We start from the raw sequence: 15,486 nt of genomic DNA, 5'->3' as shown, positions 1-15,486 counted from the left end.
AACCTCACACGGCCATGTGAACGGGGGACAACCAGTCGCATGCTTTCGATCTCGATTTTTTCTTGACAGCCACCATCTTCTTTTGCAGAAAAGACGATAGTGAATGTCATGTTTGGAATGAAGACGTGCTTGTCTGCAGCTGCAATTACATAACTGACCACGAAATCCGCGAAGTCATCAACGAGCTTCTCGATCAGGATTGTTGGCAGCTTATTGTTCCGGCGAAGGTCTATCACGCCATGGAAAAGCGTGGTCGTTGCTGCGGCTGCTTCCCCAACGTCGTCGATATCATCATCCAAACAACCGAAGAATATCATGCTCGCCGCGACTCGACGGAGGGTGAGATATCTGATTTCATGTCCCGCCTGAAACAATTCCACGAGGATAACAGGAGGGCGGACATTGAAAGGCGACAAAAAAGTCATCGAGCGGCTTAACGAGGCGCTATTCCTCGAACTCGGTGCCGTCAATCAATACTGGGTCCATTACCGTCTTTTGGAAGACTGGGGCTACACCAAGCTCGCAAAGAAGGAACGCGCCGAATCCATCGAGGAAATGCACCATGCCGACCGCCTGGTCGCGCGGATCATCTTCCTTGAGGGGCATCCGAACCTTCAGACACTCGCGCCTTTGCGCATCGGCCAGAACGTCAAAGAAGTTCTCGAAGCCGACTTGGCCGGTGAGTATGACGCCCGCACGGCCTACAAGAAATCACGCGACATCTGTCATGACGCCGGCGACTATGTCTCCATGAAGCTGTTTGAGGATCTCCTCGCAGACGAGGAGGGCCATATCGACTTTCTCGAATCTCAGCTGCAACTGCTCGAGAAGATCGGCGAATCCAAATATGGCCAGCTCAATGCAGACTCGGCCGACGACGCAGACAAGGACTGAGGTCTGCCCACCGGCCGAAAAATTCGGCCGGTCCTCTTTTCCGTCGCATCGAGGCGATGTTCCTTTATCAGAGCTGCAGACTGGAGTCCTTCTTCGCGGAAGACGCCCTTCTTAATCCGGCGCTCTCAAGCCTGCCAGGTGGCTGAACTCTGATATGACCCGATCATAGACCGCTCGTTTGAAAGGCACGATCAAGCCGGGTAACTCCTGCATGGGCCTCCACTCCCAGGCATCGAATTCCGGCTCATGACCGCCTGGCGGTGGATTGATGGCGATCTCGCTTTCGTCGCCTTCAAACCGGAAGGCGAACCAACGTTGTGTCTGGCCACGATATTTTCCCTTGAGGCCAATGCCGATCAGCTGCGGCGGCAGATCATAATTGATCCAGTCCTTGGTCTCTGCCAACAGTGTCACGGTTCTGATGCCGGTTTCCTCGTGGAGCTCCCGGTAGGCGGCCTCCAGGGGATCCTCGCCCTTGTCGATACCCCCTTGCGGCATCTGCCAGAGGTGCGGTGAACCATCATACTCGGCATTGCCGTCCGGAATACGTCGGCCAGCCCAGACAAGGCCGTCGCGGTTAAGGATCATGACACCGACGCAGGGGCGGTAAGGCAGGTCTTCGGCTTTGACTATCGCCTGGTTCACGGGGCATGCTCCTCAAGGGTTTTTCGGATCGGTGGCGAGAGCCGCGACGCCGACGACCTCGATGCCGCGCATGCCTGCCTCTTCGCTCCATTTGGCGATAGCGTCAATACTCTCGTCGAAGGCCGAGGCGACACCGATAGCTTGACCGTTCCGCTTGGCGATGCGCTCGAGCTCGTCGAGTTTCTGCAGGATCGCGTTGGTATCGACCTGTCCGTCGAGTTGCAGATCCGCGAACGCATAGGGAAGTTCGGTGCCTTTTGCGACAGCCTCCGTCTTTGACTGCGCGGAAGACCCGTCGTCGAGAAACAGCAAGCCGCGCTTGGCGACATCGCGCATCACCGGTTCAAGAGCGTCCGGATTGGAGAGAAAGCGTCCCCCCTGGTAATTCATGATGCCTGTGTAGTTGGTGATTTCGCCCATCGCCCGGTGCAGGCTCTCGATGTTCTTTCCAGGCGATTTCGACGTCAGCAGCGTCTCCGGACCAGGATCATTAGCTGGGTAATCGAATGGCTCCATTGGAATTTGCATCATGATCTCATGACCGCTGCGACGCCCCTCCTGCATCCAGCGCTGCAGGCTGTTCCCGCTCGCTGCGAATGCGAGGGTGATCTCTTCGGGAAGTTCCTTGATAGCGCGTTGCGTGCCCGTCTGGCTGAGGCCAAGGCCGCTGACGACAATTGCAACCCGGGTGCCGCGAGCGCCGGACCACGGCCGCGCATACTGATCCATCGGGCGGCGGCCATCCGGTCCGACAATCGGCAGCCGGCCGAAGGAGCTGTCTTCCAGCAGGCTTTCGTTCGGCATCGCCGCCATCCGCGGATCCTGGCCGATCTGCATAGCGTCCACCAGCACCGGACCGCTGCCGTCGCGTGGTCGCGGACTGTACTTTGTCACGACGGAGCCATCACCCGTCGTCATCTTTTCGACGTTGGCGCCGGAGCGAGGGTCCGAGCGAGGCATGCCGCTTCCCGTCTGGCTTTGCGTGGAGGCTCTTTGGGTCGTGTCCGTTGGCGGTGACGCCGCCACATCCGTCGCAGGCGGTTTCGCCTGTTGAAGGCCGTCGTCACGGAACGCTGAGTAGAGTGAAAATCCGCCGATCGCGATCAGGCAGAGGCTGGCGACGACGCGGCCGATCCGCAGTACGCCTGGACGCCTGGGGCCAGCCTTACGGTTTTGGCCCAATGGTGCATGCAAATCCGTTCCCAATTTCCTCGCCCGCCCCAAAACCGGGAAACAGCAGAAAGCTATCAGGCGGGATCAATACTCCCGCCTGATAGCATAGCAAAACTACTTGGCAGATACGGCCTTAGCCGGATTCGGCGGGAAGGACGGGTCGGTCTTGACGCCGCGAAGCAGGTCGAGCGCATAGTTGAGCTGGATGTCATCCTTCGGATCCGGCGGCACGTAGGCAACGGAGCCCGAGCCTTCATCGGTCTCGCTCTGACCCTTGATGTGGCCGCGCAGGCTGGATTCGCCTTCGGTCACCATCTTGCCCTTCAGATCGTCCGGCAGGGGTTCTTCGACCTTGATGTCCGGCGTAATTCCAGTGCCCTGGATAGAGCGGCCCGACGGGGTGTAGTAGAGCGCCGTCGTCAGACGGAGCGCGCCGTTCTCGCCGAGAGGAATGATCGTCTGGACAGAGCCCTTGCCGAACGACCGAGTGCCGAGAACGGTCGCACGGCGAAGATCCTGCAGAGCGCCGGCGACGATTTCCGAAGCCGAAGCCGAGCCGCCGTTGACGAGCACGATCACCGGCTTGCCATCCGTCAGATCGCCGGGACCGGCATTAAAGCGGCGGGTTTCATCCGGGTTGCGGCCGCGAGTCGAGACCACTTCTCCCCGCTCAAGGAGAGCATCAGAAACCTTGATTGCCTGGTCGAGCAGGCCGCCTGGATTGAGACGCAGGTCAAGAACATAGCCCTTGAGCTTGTCGGCCGGAACCGTCTCCTTGATCTTGGTGATCGCCTTTTCAAGGTCCGGATAGGTCTTTTCGGTGAAGGAGATAACCCGGAGATAACCGACGTCGCCTTCGACACGTGACTTTACGGCCTGGACGGCAACGATGTCGCGAACGATCGTCAGCTCGATCGGCTTGTCTGCACCCTTGCGGATGAGCGTGAGTTTGATCGGCGTGTTGACCGGGCCGCGCATCTTTTCGACGGCGTCTTCGAGCTTCAACCCGCGCACCGACTGGCCGTCGATTTCCGAGATGTAGTCTCCGGCAAGAACGCCAGCCTTGGCGGCGGGGGTATCGTCGATCGGGGTGATGACCTTGACGAGTTCGTCTTCCATCGTCACTTCGATGCCGAGACCGCCGAATTCACCCTTCGTCTGGGTGCTCATGTCTTCGGCATCTTTGGCGTTCATGTAGCTTGAATGCGGATCGAGGGATGAGAGCATCCCATTGATGGCATTTTCGATCAGCTTGTCTTCTGCGGGCGGCGTAACGTACTGGGCCCGCACGCGCTCAAAAACGTCACCAAACACCGACAGTTCCTTGTAGGTGGATGCTCCGGCCGCCTCGGCCGGCACTCCCGCGGCATAGATGACACTCATACCGGTCGCGCCCATCAATGCGCCGACCAAAACAAGAGAAGCCCTACGAATCATTGCGTGCCTTTCCAGTATCTCTGGCGGTCCACCAAGGCCGGGAATCGACCGGTTTTCCGTCTTTTCGAAATTCAATGTAAAGCGTCGGCCTGTTGGTTTCCAGCGCCAATGCTGTTGCGCTCGCGACTCTTTTCGCACCCATCACGGCCAATGGCTCCCCGGCGAAAACAAATTTCCCCTGGCGGGTGCTGATCATGTCCATTCCGGAAATCACCAAGTGGTATCCATCGCCCGCATCGAGGATGATCATCTGGCCGTAGCTGCGGAACGAGCCGGCGAAAACCACTAGTCCGTCCGCCGGCGCAGTCACCACCGTGTCCGGATTGGTGGCCAGTGTCATTCCCATGGCCTCGTGTCCGGTGCCATCGGCATCGCCGAATTGGCGCAGAATCTCGCCCGCCACGGGCAACTCCAACTTCGCCTTCAACTCTCCGAACGGATATGCGGGCGCAATACGGTTTTTATCGGGCACACCATTCTCGGCAAGCGCCTTGGCCTGCGCCCGCTGCTCCTCGGTGAGGAGCCTCCGGTTCTCCTCTTCCCGGCGGGCCGCCTCGGCGGCCTCACGGACGGAGGAAATCTGCGATTCCATCGAGGCCACAAGGCTCTCCAGCGTCGTCGCCTTGCCCGCCAGTTCCTCCGAACGTTTCTTTTCGGCTTCAAGATCTGCGGCATTGCTGCGATTGAGCTTGTCGTTTTCGGCAAGCAGCATGTCCATGCGCCGCTCTTCCTCGATGTTGTTCGTCATCGTGGCGGCAAGATTTGCCTTTTCCTTGGTGGTCGCTGCCTGCAGGGCCGCGAGGTTCGCCAAGTCGCCGGCGAGCTTGTCGGTCTCCTTGCGCATACCGGGCACGACCGCACCGAGCAAAATGGCACTGCGCACGGAGGCAAGCGCATCGTCCGGCGTTACGAGGAGGGCAGGGGGCGGATTGCGGCCCATTCGCTGAAGGGCGGCGAGCACTTCGGCGAGCAGGCCGCGGCGCTCATGTAACGAGCGGTGGATGGCATCTTCCTTGACGCCAAGATCGGCGAGCTTCTTTTCGCTTTCCAGCATCTGCCTTTCAAGCGTCTTGCGCCGGGCAGCGGAATCGATCAGCGCCTGGCGGATATTCGTGCTGCTCTTGTCCAGATCGGCAATGCTTTTTTGCAGCGCGATGACTTTGTCGGATGAAAGATTGATCGTTTTCGACAGCGCCTCGAGCTCTGCGCGGGTTTCGTCCCGCTTCTTTGCGAGCTCTGCAGCCGGATCGGGCGGAACCTCATCCGGGGCGGGAACCACGTCAGTTGCTGCATTGGGCGTAGCGGGCTCCTGAGAACTTTCGGCCGTCGGCATCTGGGCCGGTGCGTCTTGAGCAAATGCACCGGTTCCGCCGAGATCGGACTGAGCGAAAATTGCCGTCGCGCCGAGGCCAGCCGCCAGTACGGGCAGGATCAGTCTCTTTCGCTTAGGGGCAGTTCTCGTCATGCGCGTTCAGGGTAACTCTCAAATCGCGCGGAGACTAAGCCGATTTGGCATCATTTGCCAGAACGATTGGCAAAGAGAGCCGCGCTTGGCAAGACACGGCTTCGTGACCGTCAGGCGCGATGATAGGGATGACCGGCAAGGATGGTCACGGCCCGGTAGAGCTGTTCCGCGACGAGTATTCTAACGAGCTGATGCGGCCAAGTCATCTTGCCGAGGCAGAGAATCAGGTCGGCTCGGTCGTAAAGCGCGGGATCAAGGCCGTCGGCGCCACCGATTGCAATCATCAGGTCGCGCTTGCCCTGATCGCGATAGGTACCCAGCAGATTTGCAAAAGCTTCGCTATCCACTGCCTTGCCGCGCTCATCGAGGAGAATAAGGACGCTGCTCTCGCCAAGCGTCTTTTGAAGCATGGCCGCCTCTTCGCGCTTGCGCGTTTCCGCATTCGAGGCGCGGCTTTCGGCGACTTCTGCCACGCGGGAAAATTCCAGGCCGATTCCAGGACCAGCCTTGGCAAAACGTTCGAAATAACGGGCCGCAAGATCTTTCTCGGGGCCGGACTTCAGCCGTCCCACCGCAAAAAGACCCACACGCATTCATCCGCTCCCGTCACGCCTCAAAAGACACAATACCAAGATGTGCCGGTCCTCATGTTGCCGGCTATTCTGTGCCCCGTCTCAGGCGCCGGATAAACGGTCCGGACGGCCTGTCAGTGCCGCGTTTCTTCCATATCCGGAGCTGCCCACATCTTTTCGATGTTATAGAACTCGCGGATTTCAGGACGGAAAACGTGCACAATAATATCGCCGGTGTCGATCAAAATCCAATCGCCACCTTCCTGACCTTCGACACGGGCTGTTCCGAAGCCTTCGTCCTTCAGGTCGGTGAGGAGGTGATCCGAGATCGCCAGGACATGGCGGTTCGATCGGCCGGAGACGACGACCATGTAGTCGCCCAGCGCAGATTTCCCAGCAATGTCGATGGTAACGATATCTTCTGCTTTAGAGTCCTCAAGGCTCGTGAGGACGGCTTGCAGGGCGCGGGCGGCGGCATCGGCGCCACTTTCCGGGCTCTTCGGGACAACGGCGAGCGCTCTTCCCTTGGCTTGTACTGTTGTCAGTGCTTTTCCTTTCTTGGAATAACAGAACATGCGCATCACTGATTTGGACGAACCAAATCATGAGTTAAGATAGGCATCAAACCATTAATCTTTCAAGACACGCGCTCCGTTTCATTCAGCGAAGCTTAAGTTCGCGCAAAAGATTGTCTCACCGCGGTGGAGGAGGGGTTGTGTACAGCGCGGTCGGCCAAGCGTAAAGTATTGGCGATTTTCGGGAATTGTAGAACTGCATGGACACTACCGCCAAACATCAAATCGTTCCCATCCTCCGCATCAGCTTTCCGCAGGAAGATCGGCTTGGCCGCGGCAAGATGGAGCTTCTCGAGCACATCCGCGAAACCGGCTCGATTTCGGCGGCGGGCAGGGCGATGGATATGTCCTACCGTCGCGCCTGGATTCTGGTCAGCGACATGAACCGAATGTTCAGCGACCCAGTGGTCGAATCTCAACGCGGTGGACAGAAGGGCGGCGGTGCGGCCCTGACGCCCTTTGGCGAGGAGCTGCTCTCGCGTTTCCGGCGCATGGAAGCGACAGTGCGGGCTAGCCTGGCGAGCGATCTCGCCTGGCTCGAAAGCAACCGCCGACCGGTCGACGCGCCGAGCAACACTCAAGGCTGAAGCGCGACTGACTTGACGACGGCGAAGACCGGCTTGCCGGATACAAGGTCAAGCCTCTCGGCGGAGAGCATCGTGATCCGCGATAGGATGATATCGCCGCCGCAATCGATCTCGACTTCGACCGTTCCGTCGTCCTCCGGCGATATCTTCCGTACGCTTCCCTCTATGATATTCAGGGCGCTCAAACCCTCAGGCCTCGTGGTCGCCAGCATGACCTCACGGGAAGGGATGTGCACGCGGACGCGCTTGCCCTGCGACACACCAGCGGCAGGAACATAAAGGCGCGACGTCTTTAATACGAGCGTTGCAAGGCGATGCTTTTCATCAAGCTTTTCGACAATGCCTTCGAGAAGGGCGCCTGCGTCGCGCGGGTCCTCCGCTGCCGAAGGCCGGCTCAGCACGTCCGTCGCATTGCCTGCGGCCTCGACCCTGCCGTCGCGCATCACCACGACCTGGTTTGCAAGGCGGGCCACCTCGGCGATCGAGTGGCTCACATAGACGATCGGGATCTCAGTCTCGTCCCTCAGGCGTTCGAGATAGGGCAGGATCTCCGCCTTGCGAGTTTCGTCGAGTGCCGCGAGCGGTTCGTCCATCAGCAACAGGCGAGGAGAGGAAAGCAGCGCGCGGCCGATCGCGACCCGCTGCTTTTCACCACCTGAGAGCGTGGAAGGACGCCGGTCAAGAAGGCTTTCGATGCCGAGCAGATCGACGATGCGGTCAAAGCTGCCGGCGCCTGGAGCCTTCGCCGCGAACCAGCTTCCGTAGGAAAGATTGTTTCGAACGTTTAGGTGCGGAAAGAGCCGCCCGTCCTGGAAAACATAGCCGAACCTGCGGCGATGGCGGGGGACAAAGATGCCTTTCGCGGTGTCGGTCAGCGGCTCGCCGTCCAAAACAACAAGGCCCTCATCCGGCCGGACCAGACCGGCGATGATGCGGATCATCGAGGTCTTGCCAGAGCCGGATCGGCCGAAAAGCGCGGTCAGGCCGGCTTTCGAGGTGAAGGCCGCATCAAGGGTGAAGGCGCCGAATCGGTGTTTGGTTTCGATCGTCAGCGTCATTCCGGGTCGACCCTCCGGCCTGCGAGATGCGCCATGAACTCCGAGGCCAGCAGCGCGGCCATGGAGACGACGATCGCAACGACGGTAAGACGCATGGCGCCGGCGTCGCCGCCGGGAACCTGCGTAAACGTATAAATCGCCGTCGACAGCGTCTGCGTCTCACCTGGGATGTTCGAGACAAAGGTGATGGTCGCGCCGAATTCACCCATAGCCTTGGCGAAGGACAGGATCATCCCGACGATGATCCCGGGCAGCGTCAGCGGCAGGGTAACCGTGAGGAACACCCAGAGCGGGCTTGCTCCCAGCGTTCCCGCCGCTTCCTCCACCTTGCGGTCAATCGCCTCGATCGAAAGCCGGATGCTTCGCACCATCAGCGGGAACCCCATGACGGCGCAAGCAAGCGCCGCACCGGTCCAGCGGAAGGAAAAGACGATCCCGAAATATTGATCCAGCAGGCTGCCGATTGGCCCGCGCCGGCCGAAAAGGATCAACAGAATGAAGCCAGTAACGACGGGCGGAAGGATGAGGGGCAGATGGATCACGCCATTGAGGACGGATTTGCCATAGAAGCGGCCGCGCGCCAGCAGGAGTGCGACGAGGATGCCGAAGGGCAGGCTCGCCAGCATGGCAACAACTGATACGCGCAGGCTGAGAAACACTGCGGTCCATTCTTCATCGCTGAGGCCGAACAGGTCCAAGCAGTGTCTCCAAAAAAAGAAGGCTTGCCGAAGCAAGCCTTGACGCTATGTCGGGGCGCCCGAAACCGCAATCACTTCAGAACAGTAAAGCCCTGCTGGGTGAAGAACGGAGCTGCCTTGTCCGACTTCAGGAAGTCGAGATAGGCAGATGCGTCCGGATTCTTGCTCTCGGCAAGCAGCGCGATCGGATAGATGATCGGCGGATGGGAATCGGCGGGGAAGGTGCCGACAATCGCCACACCCTTATCGGCGGCCGCATCCGTTTGATAGACGATGCCGTAAGGGGCTTCGCCGCGAGAAACGAGCGCCAGCGCTGCGCGAACGCTCTCGGCATAGGCGGCCTTCGGTTCAACCGACTTCCAGATGCCGAGCTTGTCGAGCGCCGTCTGGCCATACTTGCCGGCCGGGACAGATTTGGGTTCGCCCATGGCAAGCCTGCCGTCGCCGATCAGACCTGAGAGGTCGAAGCCCTGCTTGATGTCGACCGGCTTGGCGTTGTCCTTGGCTGCGACAAGAACGAGGCGGTTACCCAGGAGATTGGAACGGGTGTCGTCCTTGATGAGCTTCTTTCCGGCGACGTAGTCCATCCAATTCAGGTCGGCGGAGATGAAGACGTCGGCCGGCGCAGCATTTTCGATCTGCTTGGCAAGCGCCCCACTGGCGGCATAGGAGGCGACGGCTTCCTTGCCGCTTTCCTTTGCCCAGGCCGCGTTCGCGGCGTCGAGCGCATCCTTGAGGCTCGCTGCCGCAAAGACGGTCACTTTGTCAGCGGCGCTTGCGGAGTCCGGCGCGAGTCCGGCGGCGGCGATCCAGACTGCAGAAATGATGCCGATCGAACTTTTTATCCATTGGCGAAAAGTAGGCATGTTTTGGAACCTCCAGGTCGAAATATCCGTAGGAATATATCGATATCGGTGGAATGGCTAGAGGGATAGTTGGCGAATGTATAGCAAGATGCCTATAGGTTCTTTTATGTGAATATCTGCAATTTTGTACAACATTACCGGGATATTCGCGTATCGATTGAGAAAATGACGGTAAATTTAAAGTAAAATCGGCGATCAAATGGCTTGAATTTGCCAAAAATAGCCTATCTACTCGCCGCCTTCTTTGGGCCGCCTGGCAAATTGAATGGTAAGAAACGAGGATCAACGATTTCATGAATTCGACGACGCGGAAATTCATCTTTCACGACTTGCAAACGGTTGAAGGATACATCGATCCGCCAGACGCACTCGTGTTTCTTTCATTGTTGCAAGGCCAACAGGGCAGGGCGCTTGACGGGGGAATTGCTGAAATCGGTGTCTTTTATGGGCGCTCCTATTACCTGTTCAGGAAGATCTGTGGCCCTGACGCAAAACTGCTTGCAATCGACCTGTTCGACATCGGCAAGACGAGCGACGGCGTGTCGCTCCAATACAGCCGGTTTCTGGAGAATGGCCGGCGGTTGGGGCTCGAGGTCGACGAGAACCTGATTGTCAAGGGCGATAGCACCAAGCTGACCGCGACTGAAATCAGGGAAAAGATCGGCGAAGTGCGCTTCTTCAGTATCGACGGGGGACATATGCTGCAGCATGTCGCGGCCGACAGCCGGCTGGCGATGGATTCGCTTGCGAAGCATGGGGTCGTCGCATTCGACGATACGTTCAACCCCGCGTGGCCCGAAGTGACCGTTGGCGTCGCGGATTTCCTGCGAGAGCGAGGATCGGAGTTCTCCGCCTTTTGCATGACGAAATACAAAACCTATGTCTGCCGGCGGGAATTCCATGAGTTTTACTATGGCATGATCGCTGACGCGCCGGATCTGACGGCTTTCGACCACGTTGAGACGGAATTTCTCGGCTCCCGGGTTGCAAGGCTGCACAACCCGATCAGCAGGCGCATGGTCTACGAGTTGATGGTTCGTTCGGGCATGAGCGCATTTTCCGAGCGCGTTTATCGCTAAGCCCTAGCGTGTGCCGCAAAAAGCGGCACAGGATCAATGCATATAGGGAAGAGCTTTGCGACTCCTGCATTGCTGCAATGCAATATACAGACTTCCAGTCTCGCGAGATCATGATAAAACATACTTATCGAAACGGCGATCTCCTCCTCCCAAAGCCGTTAGATAGAGATCGGCAACACTCCTCCTCCCAGTTGTCGATCAAGTTTATAAAGCCCGACGGATCTCCTCCCCCGTCGGGCTTTTCATTTGCGCCTTACTCAGCGGCTTTGCGAAGTGCGGTCGAACTCAGTGTCGAGCGCGGCCCGTGGATGAAAGTCCAGGCGGGAGCCGACTTCTTCCACAGTGCACGGGCATCATCCTCGTCGATACGCGCGAAAGCGAAGGTCTTCGCCAATTTCGAGGAGAGATAGGAAAGCGTCGAGCCGGGCCGATCGATGACGGCGATCGGGAAGGTGCGCGCGATGTCCTGCCACTTTTGCCATTTGTGGAAGCTCTGCAGACTATCGGCGCCCATGATCCAGATGAAATGGACGTGCGGATTGCGCGCCTTCACCTTGGCGAGCGTATTTGCCGTGTAGCTGACGCCCAGCGTCTGCTCGAACGCGGTCACCTTGATATGCGGATCGGTTGCGATCGCTTCGCTGAGCGCGATCCGCTCGGAAAGCGGCGCAAGATGGTTGCGATTCTTCAGCGGGTTGCCGGGTGTCACCATCCACCAGAGCTGGTCGAGGCCGAGGCGCCTTATGGCGATCTCGGCGACCAGCGCATGCCCCTCGTGCGGCGGATTGAAGGACCCGCCGAAAAGACCGACAACCATGCCACGCTCGACATGCGGCATGCGAAGATACCGTCGGTCCATGCCGTCAGTCGTCACGTCAGGGCCGCGTTTGTCCGGTGCCATGTACACGGTACTTGAATGAGGTGAGCTGTTCGACGCCGACTGGACCGCGGGCGTGCATCTTGCCCGTTGCGATGCCGATTTCCGCTCCCATGCCAAATTCCCCGCCATCGGCAAATTGCGTCGAGGCGTTGTGCAGCAGGATGGCAGAATCGATCTCAGTGAAGAAGCGCCCGACGACCGCCGGATCTTCTGCAATCACCGCTTCTGTATGGTTCGATGAATACTTCTGGATGTGGTCGATTGCACCGGAAATGCCGTCGACGACGGCAACGGAAATGACCGCATCGAGGTATTCCGTCGACCAGTCCTCTTCCGTGGCCGGCTTCATGCCCGGGGCGACTTTCAGCACCGTCGCGGAAGCGCGGATTTCGCAGCCGGCATCGGCAAGCCCTTCAAGAAGGGGCGTCAGATGAGTGCCGATTGCCGCGCCGTCGACAAGCAGGGTTTCAACGGCACCGCAGATACCCGTGCGGCGCATCTTGGCGTTGACGATGATCGCTTTTGCCATTTCGATGTCGGCCGAGGCATCGACATAGATGTGGCAGAGGCCTTCGAGGTGGGCGAAAACCGGGACGCGGGCCTCGTTCTGAACGCGAGCGACGAGGCTCTTGCCGCCGCGCGGCACGATGACGTCGATTGCTCCCTCAAGGCCCCGCAGCATGGCGCCGACGGCGGCGCGATCCGAAACCGGAACGAGCTGGACGGCGTGTTCGGGGAGGCCCGCTGCCCTCAGCCCCTCAACCAGGCAGTCATGGATCGCCTGCGATGAGCGGCGGGAATCCGAACCGCAACGCAGGATAACGGCATTGCCGGCTTTCAGGCAAAGCGCACCGGCATCCGCCGTCACATTCGGTCGGCTTTCAAAGATCACCCCGATGACGCCAAGCGGTGTCCGAACGCGCTCGATCTTCAACCCGTTCGGCCGGTCCCAGGCACTGATGACTTCGCCGATGGGATCCCTCAGCGCGGCAATCGCCCGAATGCCGTCAGCCATCTCGGCGATGCGCTTGTCGTTGAGCGTCAGACGGTCGACGAAGGAGGCAAGCATGTTGGAGCCCGCGACGTCCTGCAGATCCTTCACGTTTTCCGCAAGGATATGATCCTTGCGGGCGACGATCGCATCGGCCATGGCGTTCAGAGCCCTATCCTTTGCCTCGGTGGACGCAAAGCCCAACGGTCGTGCCGCAGCCTTGGCCTTGCGGCCGATGTCATTCATCAGCGCGTCAATGTCAGGGCTTTGCACAACGGTATCAAGCATAGCTCGCGTCCTTCTTCTGCCTTTCCGATTTCGGATTTACCTGTGATGTCATGACCATGTCGTCACGATGGATCATCGCGGCGCGACCTGCATAACCGAGGATCGCCTCGATTTCCGCTGATTTGCGGCCAACGATCTGGCGGGCTTCGTCCGCGTCGTAACCGGCAAGGCCACGGGCGATCTCGCGGCCGGACGGACCGATGATTGCCACCGTGTCGCCGCGGCTGAAAAGGCCAATTACCTTGCGCACGCCAGCCGGAAGCAGGCTCTTGCCTGCACCCAGCGCCGTCACTGCACCATCGTCGATGTGCAGTTCACCAGCCGGCTGCAGCTGGCCCGCAATCCAGGTCTTGCGCGCGGTAACGGGCGTACCGGACGGCGCGAACCACGAGGAGCGCGCACCATTCGCCATTGCCGAGAGCGGGCTATCCGTCTTGCCAGAAGCGATGATCATTGCGCAGCCGGAAGTCGTCGCGATCTTGCCAGCGTCTATTTTCGTGCGCATGCCTCCGCGTGACAGCTCGGAGGCGGCTCCGCCTGCCATGGCCTCGATTTCAGGCGTGATCTCAGCGATCGTCTCCAGGAATCTGGCATCGGGATCGAGATGCGGAGGCGCGGTGTAGAGGCCATCGATATCCGACAGCAGGATCAGCAGATCAGCACCCGTCATCGTCGCGACACGGGCTGCGAGGCGGTCATTGTCGCCGTAGCGGATTTCGCTGGTCGCGACCGTGTCGTTCTCATTGATGATCGGCACGGCGCCGATCTTCAGCAGCTGGTTGATCGTCGCGCGCGCATTGAGATAGCGGCGGCGTTCTTCCGTGTCTCCAAGCGTCAGCAGAATCTGCCCGGCAACGATCTCGTCGCGCGACAGGCTCTCCGACCACGCCCGCGCGAGCGAAATCTGGCCAACGGCTGCAGCCGCCTGGCTCTCCTCCAATTTCAGTGCCCCGGAGGGTAGATCGAGAACCGAACGGCCGAGTGCGATGGCGCCGGAGGAGACGACGAGGACATCGGCACCTTTCGCCTTCAGTGCGGCGATATCGGCGCACATGGCATCCAGCCACGCCTTCCTGAGGCCGGTCTTGCGGTCAACGAGGAGCGCCGAGCCGATTTTGATGACGATGCGGCGATATCGATCAAGCGGCTTACGCGTCGTCATCCGTCCGTTCCTCGTCAGCCGACGCCATGTCGCGGTGCCGCAACTTCGGCGCCTTGGCCGGCTTTTCGCCGCCCGCGTTCGCTTCAACGATGATGTCGCGCAAAGCACGCAGGACCTCGGTCATGCCCTTGCCGGTCGCGGCAGAAATCTGGAACGGCGTCTTGCCGCAAGCCTTGGCAAGCTCCTTGGTCTTCTTCTTCAGCGTTGCGTCGTCGAGCACGTCGATCTGCGAGAGTGCGACAATTTCCGCCTTATCGGTGAGTTCGTTGCCATAGGCCTCAAGCTCGTTCTTCACGGTCGTATAGGCCTTGCCGACCTTTTCTTCCTGAGCCGAAACCAGGTGCAGCAGCACGCGAGTCCGCTCGACGTGACCAAGAAACCGGTCGCCGATGCCGACTCCTTCATGCGCGCCTTCGATCAGACCCGGAATATCCGCGAGGATGAATTCCTGGCTGTCGATGGTGGCGACGCCGAGGTTCGGGTGCAGGGTCGTGAAGGGATAGTTGGCGATTTTCGGCCGCGCGCGCGTCACAGCGGCGAGGAAGGTCGATTTGCCCGCATTCGGCAAGCCGACGAGACCGGCGTCAGCAATCAGCTTCAGATGCAGCCAGATCGTCTTCTCTTCCCCGGCCAGGCCGGGATTTGCCCAATCCGGCGCCTGATTGACCGAGGACTTGAAATGCGCATTCCCGAAGCCGCCGTTGCCGCCGGCGGCAAGCCGGAAGCGCTGGCCCTCTTCGGTAAGATCGCAGATCAGTGTTTCCTGGTCCTCTTCCAGGATCTGCGTCCCGACTGGGACTTTGAGCGTCACGTCGTCGCCGTTCGCGCCGGTACGGTTTTTGCCCATACCGTGCATGCCGATCTTGGCCTTGAAATGCTGCTGGTAGCGGAAGTCAATGAGCGTGTTGAGGCCGTTGACGGCTTCAACCCAGACGTCGCCGCCGCGTCCGCCGTCGCCGCCATCCGGTCCGCCGAACTCGATGAATTTCTCGCGCCGGAACGAAACGCTGCCCGCGCCGCCGTCACCAGACCGGATATAGACCTTTGCTTCGTCGAGAAATTTCATTTTACTTCCATCACCGGTGGTTCTGTACGCGCCCCATCCTGCCGCTTTCG

General features: G+C 59.6%; 17 protein-coding genes. 4 read left to right on the top strand and 13 right to left on the bottom strand.

Translation table 11 applies throughout. The annotated features are described in order from the left end of the window. The first annotated feature begins 62 nt into the window (after nucleotides 1–62). Nucleotides 63–437, top strand: coding sequence for a (2Fe-2S)-binding protein (locus HGP14_RS35565; protein WP_246704520.1), 375 nt, complete (start codon nucleotides 63–65; stop codon nucleotides 435–437). Continuing rightward, nucleotides 403–894 (top strand): bacterioferritin, encoded by a 492-nt coding sequence (bfr, locus tag HGP14_RS21025; protein WP_168831824.1) that lies wholly within the window; start codon nucleotides 403–405, stop codon nucleotides 892–894. The genes HGP14_RS35565 and bfr overlap by 35 nt, the downstream gene beginning before the upstream one ends. A 111-nt stretch (nucleotides 895–1,005) precedes the next feature. Here bfr and HGP14_RS21020 read toward each other — a convergent pair whose 3' ends face one another. The 6 genes from HGP14_RS21020 to rsfS all read right to left on the bottom strand — a co-directional run bounded on the left by HGP14_RS21020 (nucleotide 1,006) and on the right by rsfS (nucleotide 6,761). Then, entirely contained in the window at nucleotides 1,006–1,539 is a 534-nt protein-coding gene (locus HGP14_RS21020; protein ID WP_168831823.1) for an RNA pyrophosphohydrolase, read from the bottom strand. A 12-nt stretch (nucleotides 1,540–1,551) separates the two neighbouring features. Beyond that, a complete protein-coding gene (locus HGP14_RS21015; protein WP_168831822.1) occupies nucleotides 1,552–2,745 on the bottom strand; it encodes a divergent polysaccharide deacetylase family protein in 1,194 nt (397 codons plus the stop codon). A gap of 81 nt (nucleotides 2,746–2,826) precedes the next feature. Continuing rightward, a complete protein-coding gene (locus HGP14_RS21010; protein WP_168831821.1) occupies nucleotides 2,827–4,149 on the bottom strand; it encodes a S41 family peptidase in 1,323 nt (440 codons plus the stop codon). Then, nucleotides 4,139–5,584 carry a murein hydrolase activator EnvC family protein gene (locus tag HGP14_RS21005; RefSeq protein ID WP_409527093.1) on the bottom strand — a complete coding sequence of 482 codons (1,446 nt, stop codon included), beginning with the start codon at nucleotides 5,582–5,584 and terminating at the stop codon, nucleotides 4,139–4,141. Before HGP14_RS21005 ends, HGP14_RS21010 begins: the two co-directional genes overlap by 11 nt. Before the next feature lie 140 nt (nucleotides 5,585–5,724). Continuing rightward, nucleotides 5,725–6,207: a 23S rRNA (pseudouridine(1915)-N(3))-methyltransferase RlmH gene (rlmH, locus tag HGP14_RS21000; protein WP_168831819.1), complete on the bottom strand. Its 483-nt coding sequence runs from the start codon at nucleotides 6,205–6,207 to the stop codon at nucleotides 5,725–5,727. Nucleotides 6,208–6,320: 113 nt separating this feature from the next. Continuing rightward, nucleotides 6,321–6,761, bottom strand: a complete 441-nt coding sequence (gene rsfS, locus HGP14_RS20995) for a ribosome silencing factor (RefSeq protein WP_168831818.1) — start codon at nucleotides 6,759–6,761, stop codon at nucleotides 6,321–6,323. 200 nt (nucleotides 6,762–6,961) lie between these two features. Between rsfS and HGP14_RS20990 the strand changes: the two genes are divergently transcribed. Further along, complete coding sequence (locus HGP14_RS20990) at nucleotides 6,962–7,348, top strand: winged helix-turn-helix domain-containing protein (RefSeq protein ID WP_168831817.1); 387 nt, start codon at nucleotides 6,962–6,964, stop codon at nucleotides 7,346–7,348. Here the strand turns inward: HGP14_RS20990 and modC are convergent. The 3 genes from modC to modA all read right to left on the bottom strand — a co-directional run bounded on the left by modC (nucleotide 7,339) and on the right by modA (nucleotide 9,970). Further along, nucleotides 7,339–8,406 (bottom strand): molybdenum ABC transporter ATP-binding protein, encoded by a 1,068-nt coding sequence (gene modC / locus HGP14_RS20985; RefSeq protein ID WP_168831816.1) that lies wholly within the window; start codon nucleotides 8,404–8,406, stop codon nucleotides 7,339–7,341. The genes HGP14_RS20990 and modC overlap by 10 nt on opposite strands. After that, a complete protein-coding gene (gene modB, locus HGP14_RS20980; protein WP_168831815.1) occupies nucleotides 8,403–9,104 on the bottom strand; it encodes a molybdate ABC transporter permease subunit in 702 nt (233 codons plus the stop codon). Before modB ends, modC begins: the two co-directional genes overlap by 4 nt. A 71-nt stretch (nucleotides 9,105–9,175) precedes the next feature. Beyond that, complete coding sequence (gene modA, locus HGP14_RS20975) at nucleotides 9,176–9,970, bottom strand: molybdate ABC transporter substrate-binding protein (protein WP_168831814.1); 795 nt, start codon at nucleotides 9,968–9,970, stop codon at nucleotides 9,176–9,178. A gap of 293 nt (nucleotides 9,971–10,263) precedes the next feature. Between modA and HGP14_RS20970 the strand changes: the two genes are divergently transcribed. Continuing rightward, nucleotides 10,264–11,049, top strand: a complete 786-nt coding sequence (locus HGP14_RS20970; protein WP_168831813.1) for a class I SAM-dependent methyltransferase — start codon at nucleotides 10,264–10,266, stop codon at nucleotides 11,047–11,049. 253 nt (nucleotides 11,050–11,302) lie between these two features. Here the strand turns inward: HGP14_RS20970 and HGP14_RS20965 are convergent, their stop codons facing one another. Genes HGP14_RS20965 through obgE form a run of 4 tightly spaced genes read right to left on the bottom strand, consistent with a single transcriptional unit; the run spans nucleotide 11,303 to nucleotide 15,436 of the window. Next, nucleotides 11,303–11,950 (bottom strand): nicotinate-nucleotide adenylyltransferase, encoded by a 648-nt coding sequence (locus HGP14_RS20965; protein ID WP_205927258.1) that lies wholly within the window; start codon nucleotides 11,948–11,950, stop codon nucleotides 11,303–11,305. Then, on the bottom strand, nucleotides 11,925–13,208 hold the full coding sequence (locus HGP14_RS20960) for a glutamate-5-semialdehyde dehydrogenase (protein WP_168831812.1): 1,284 nt from the start codon (nucleotides 13,206–13,208) through the stop codon (nucleotides 11,925–11,927). Before HGP14_RS20960 ends, HGP14_RS20965 begins: the two co-directional genes overlap by 26 nt. Then, on the bottom strand, nucleotides 13,201–14,370 hold the full coding sequence (gene proB / locus HGP14_RS20955) for a glutamate 5-kinase (protein WP_168831811.1): 1,170 nt from the start codon (nucleotides 14,368–14,370) through the stop codon (nucleotides 13,201–13,203). Before proB ends, HGP14_RS20960 begins: the two co-directional genes overlap by 8 nt. Continuing rightward, nucleotides 14,357–15,436, bottom strand: a complete 1,080-nt coding sequence (obgE, locus tag HGP14_RS20950) for a GTPase ObgE (RefSeq protein ID WP_168831810.1) — start codon at nucleotides 15,434–15,436, stop codon at nucleotides 14,357–14,359. The genes proB and obgE overlap by 14 nt, the downstream gene beginning before the upstream one ends. Between the last annotated feature and the right edge of the window lie 50 nt (nucleotides 15,437–15,486).

Source organism: Rhizobium sp. P32RR-XVIII, assembly GCF_012641395.1.
GTDB lineage: Bacteria > Pseudomonadota > Alphaproteobacteria > Rhizobiales > Rhizobiaceae > Rhizobium.
This window is presented reverse-complemented; position numbering and strand designations above follow the sequence as displayed.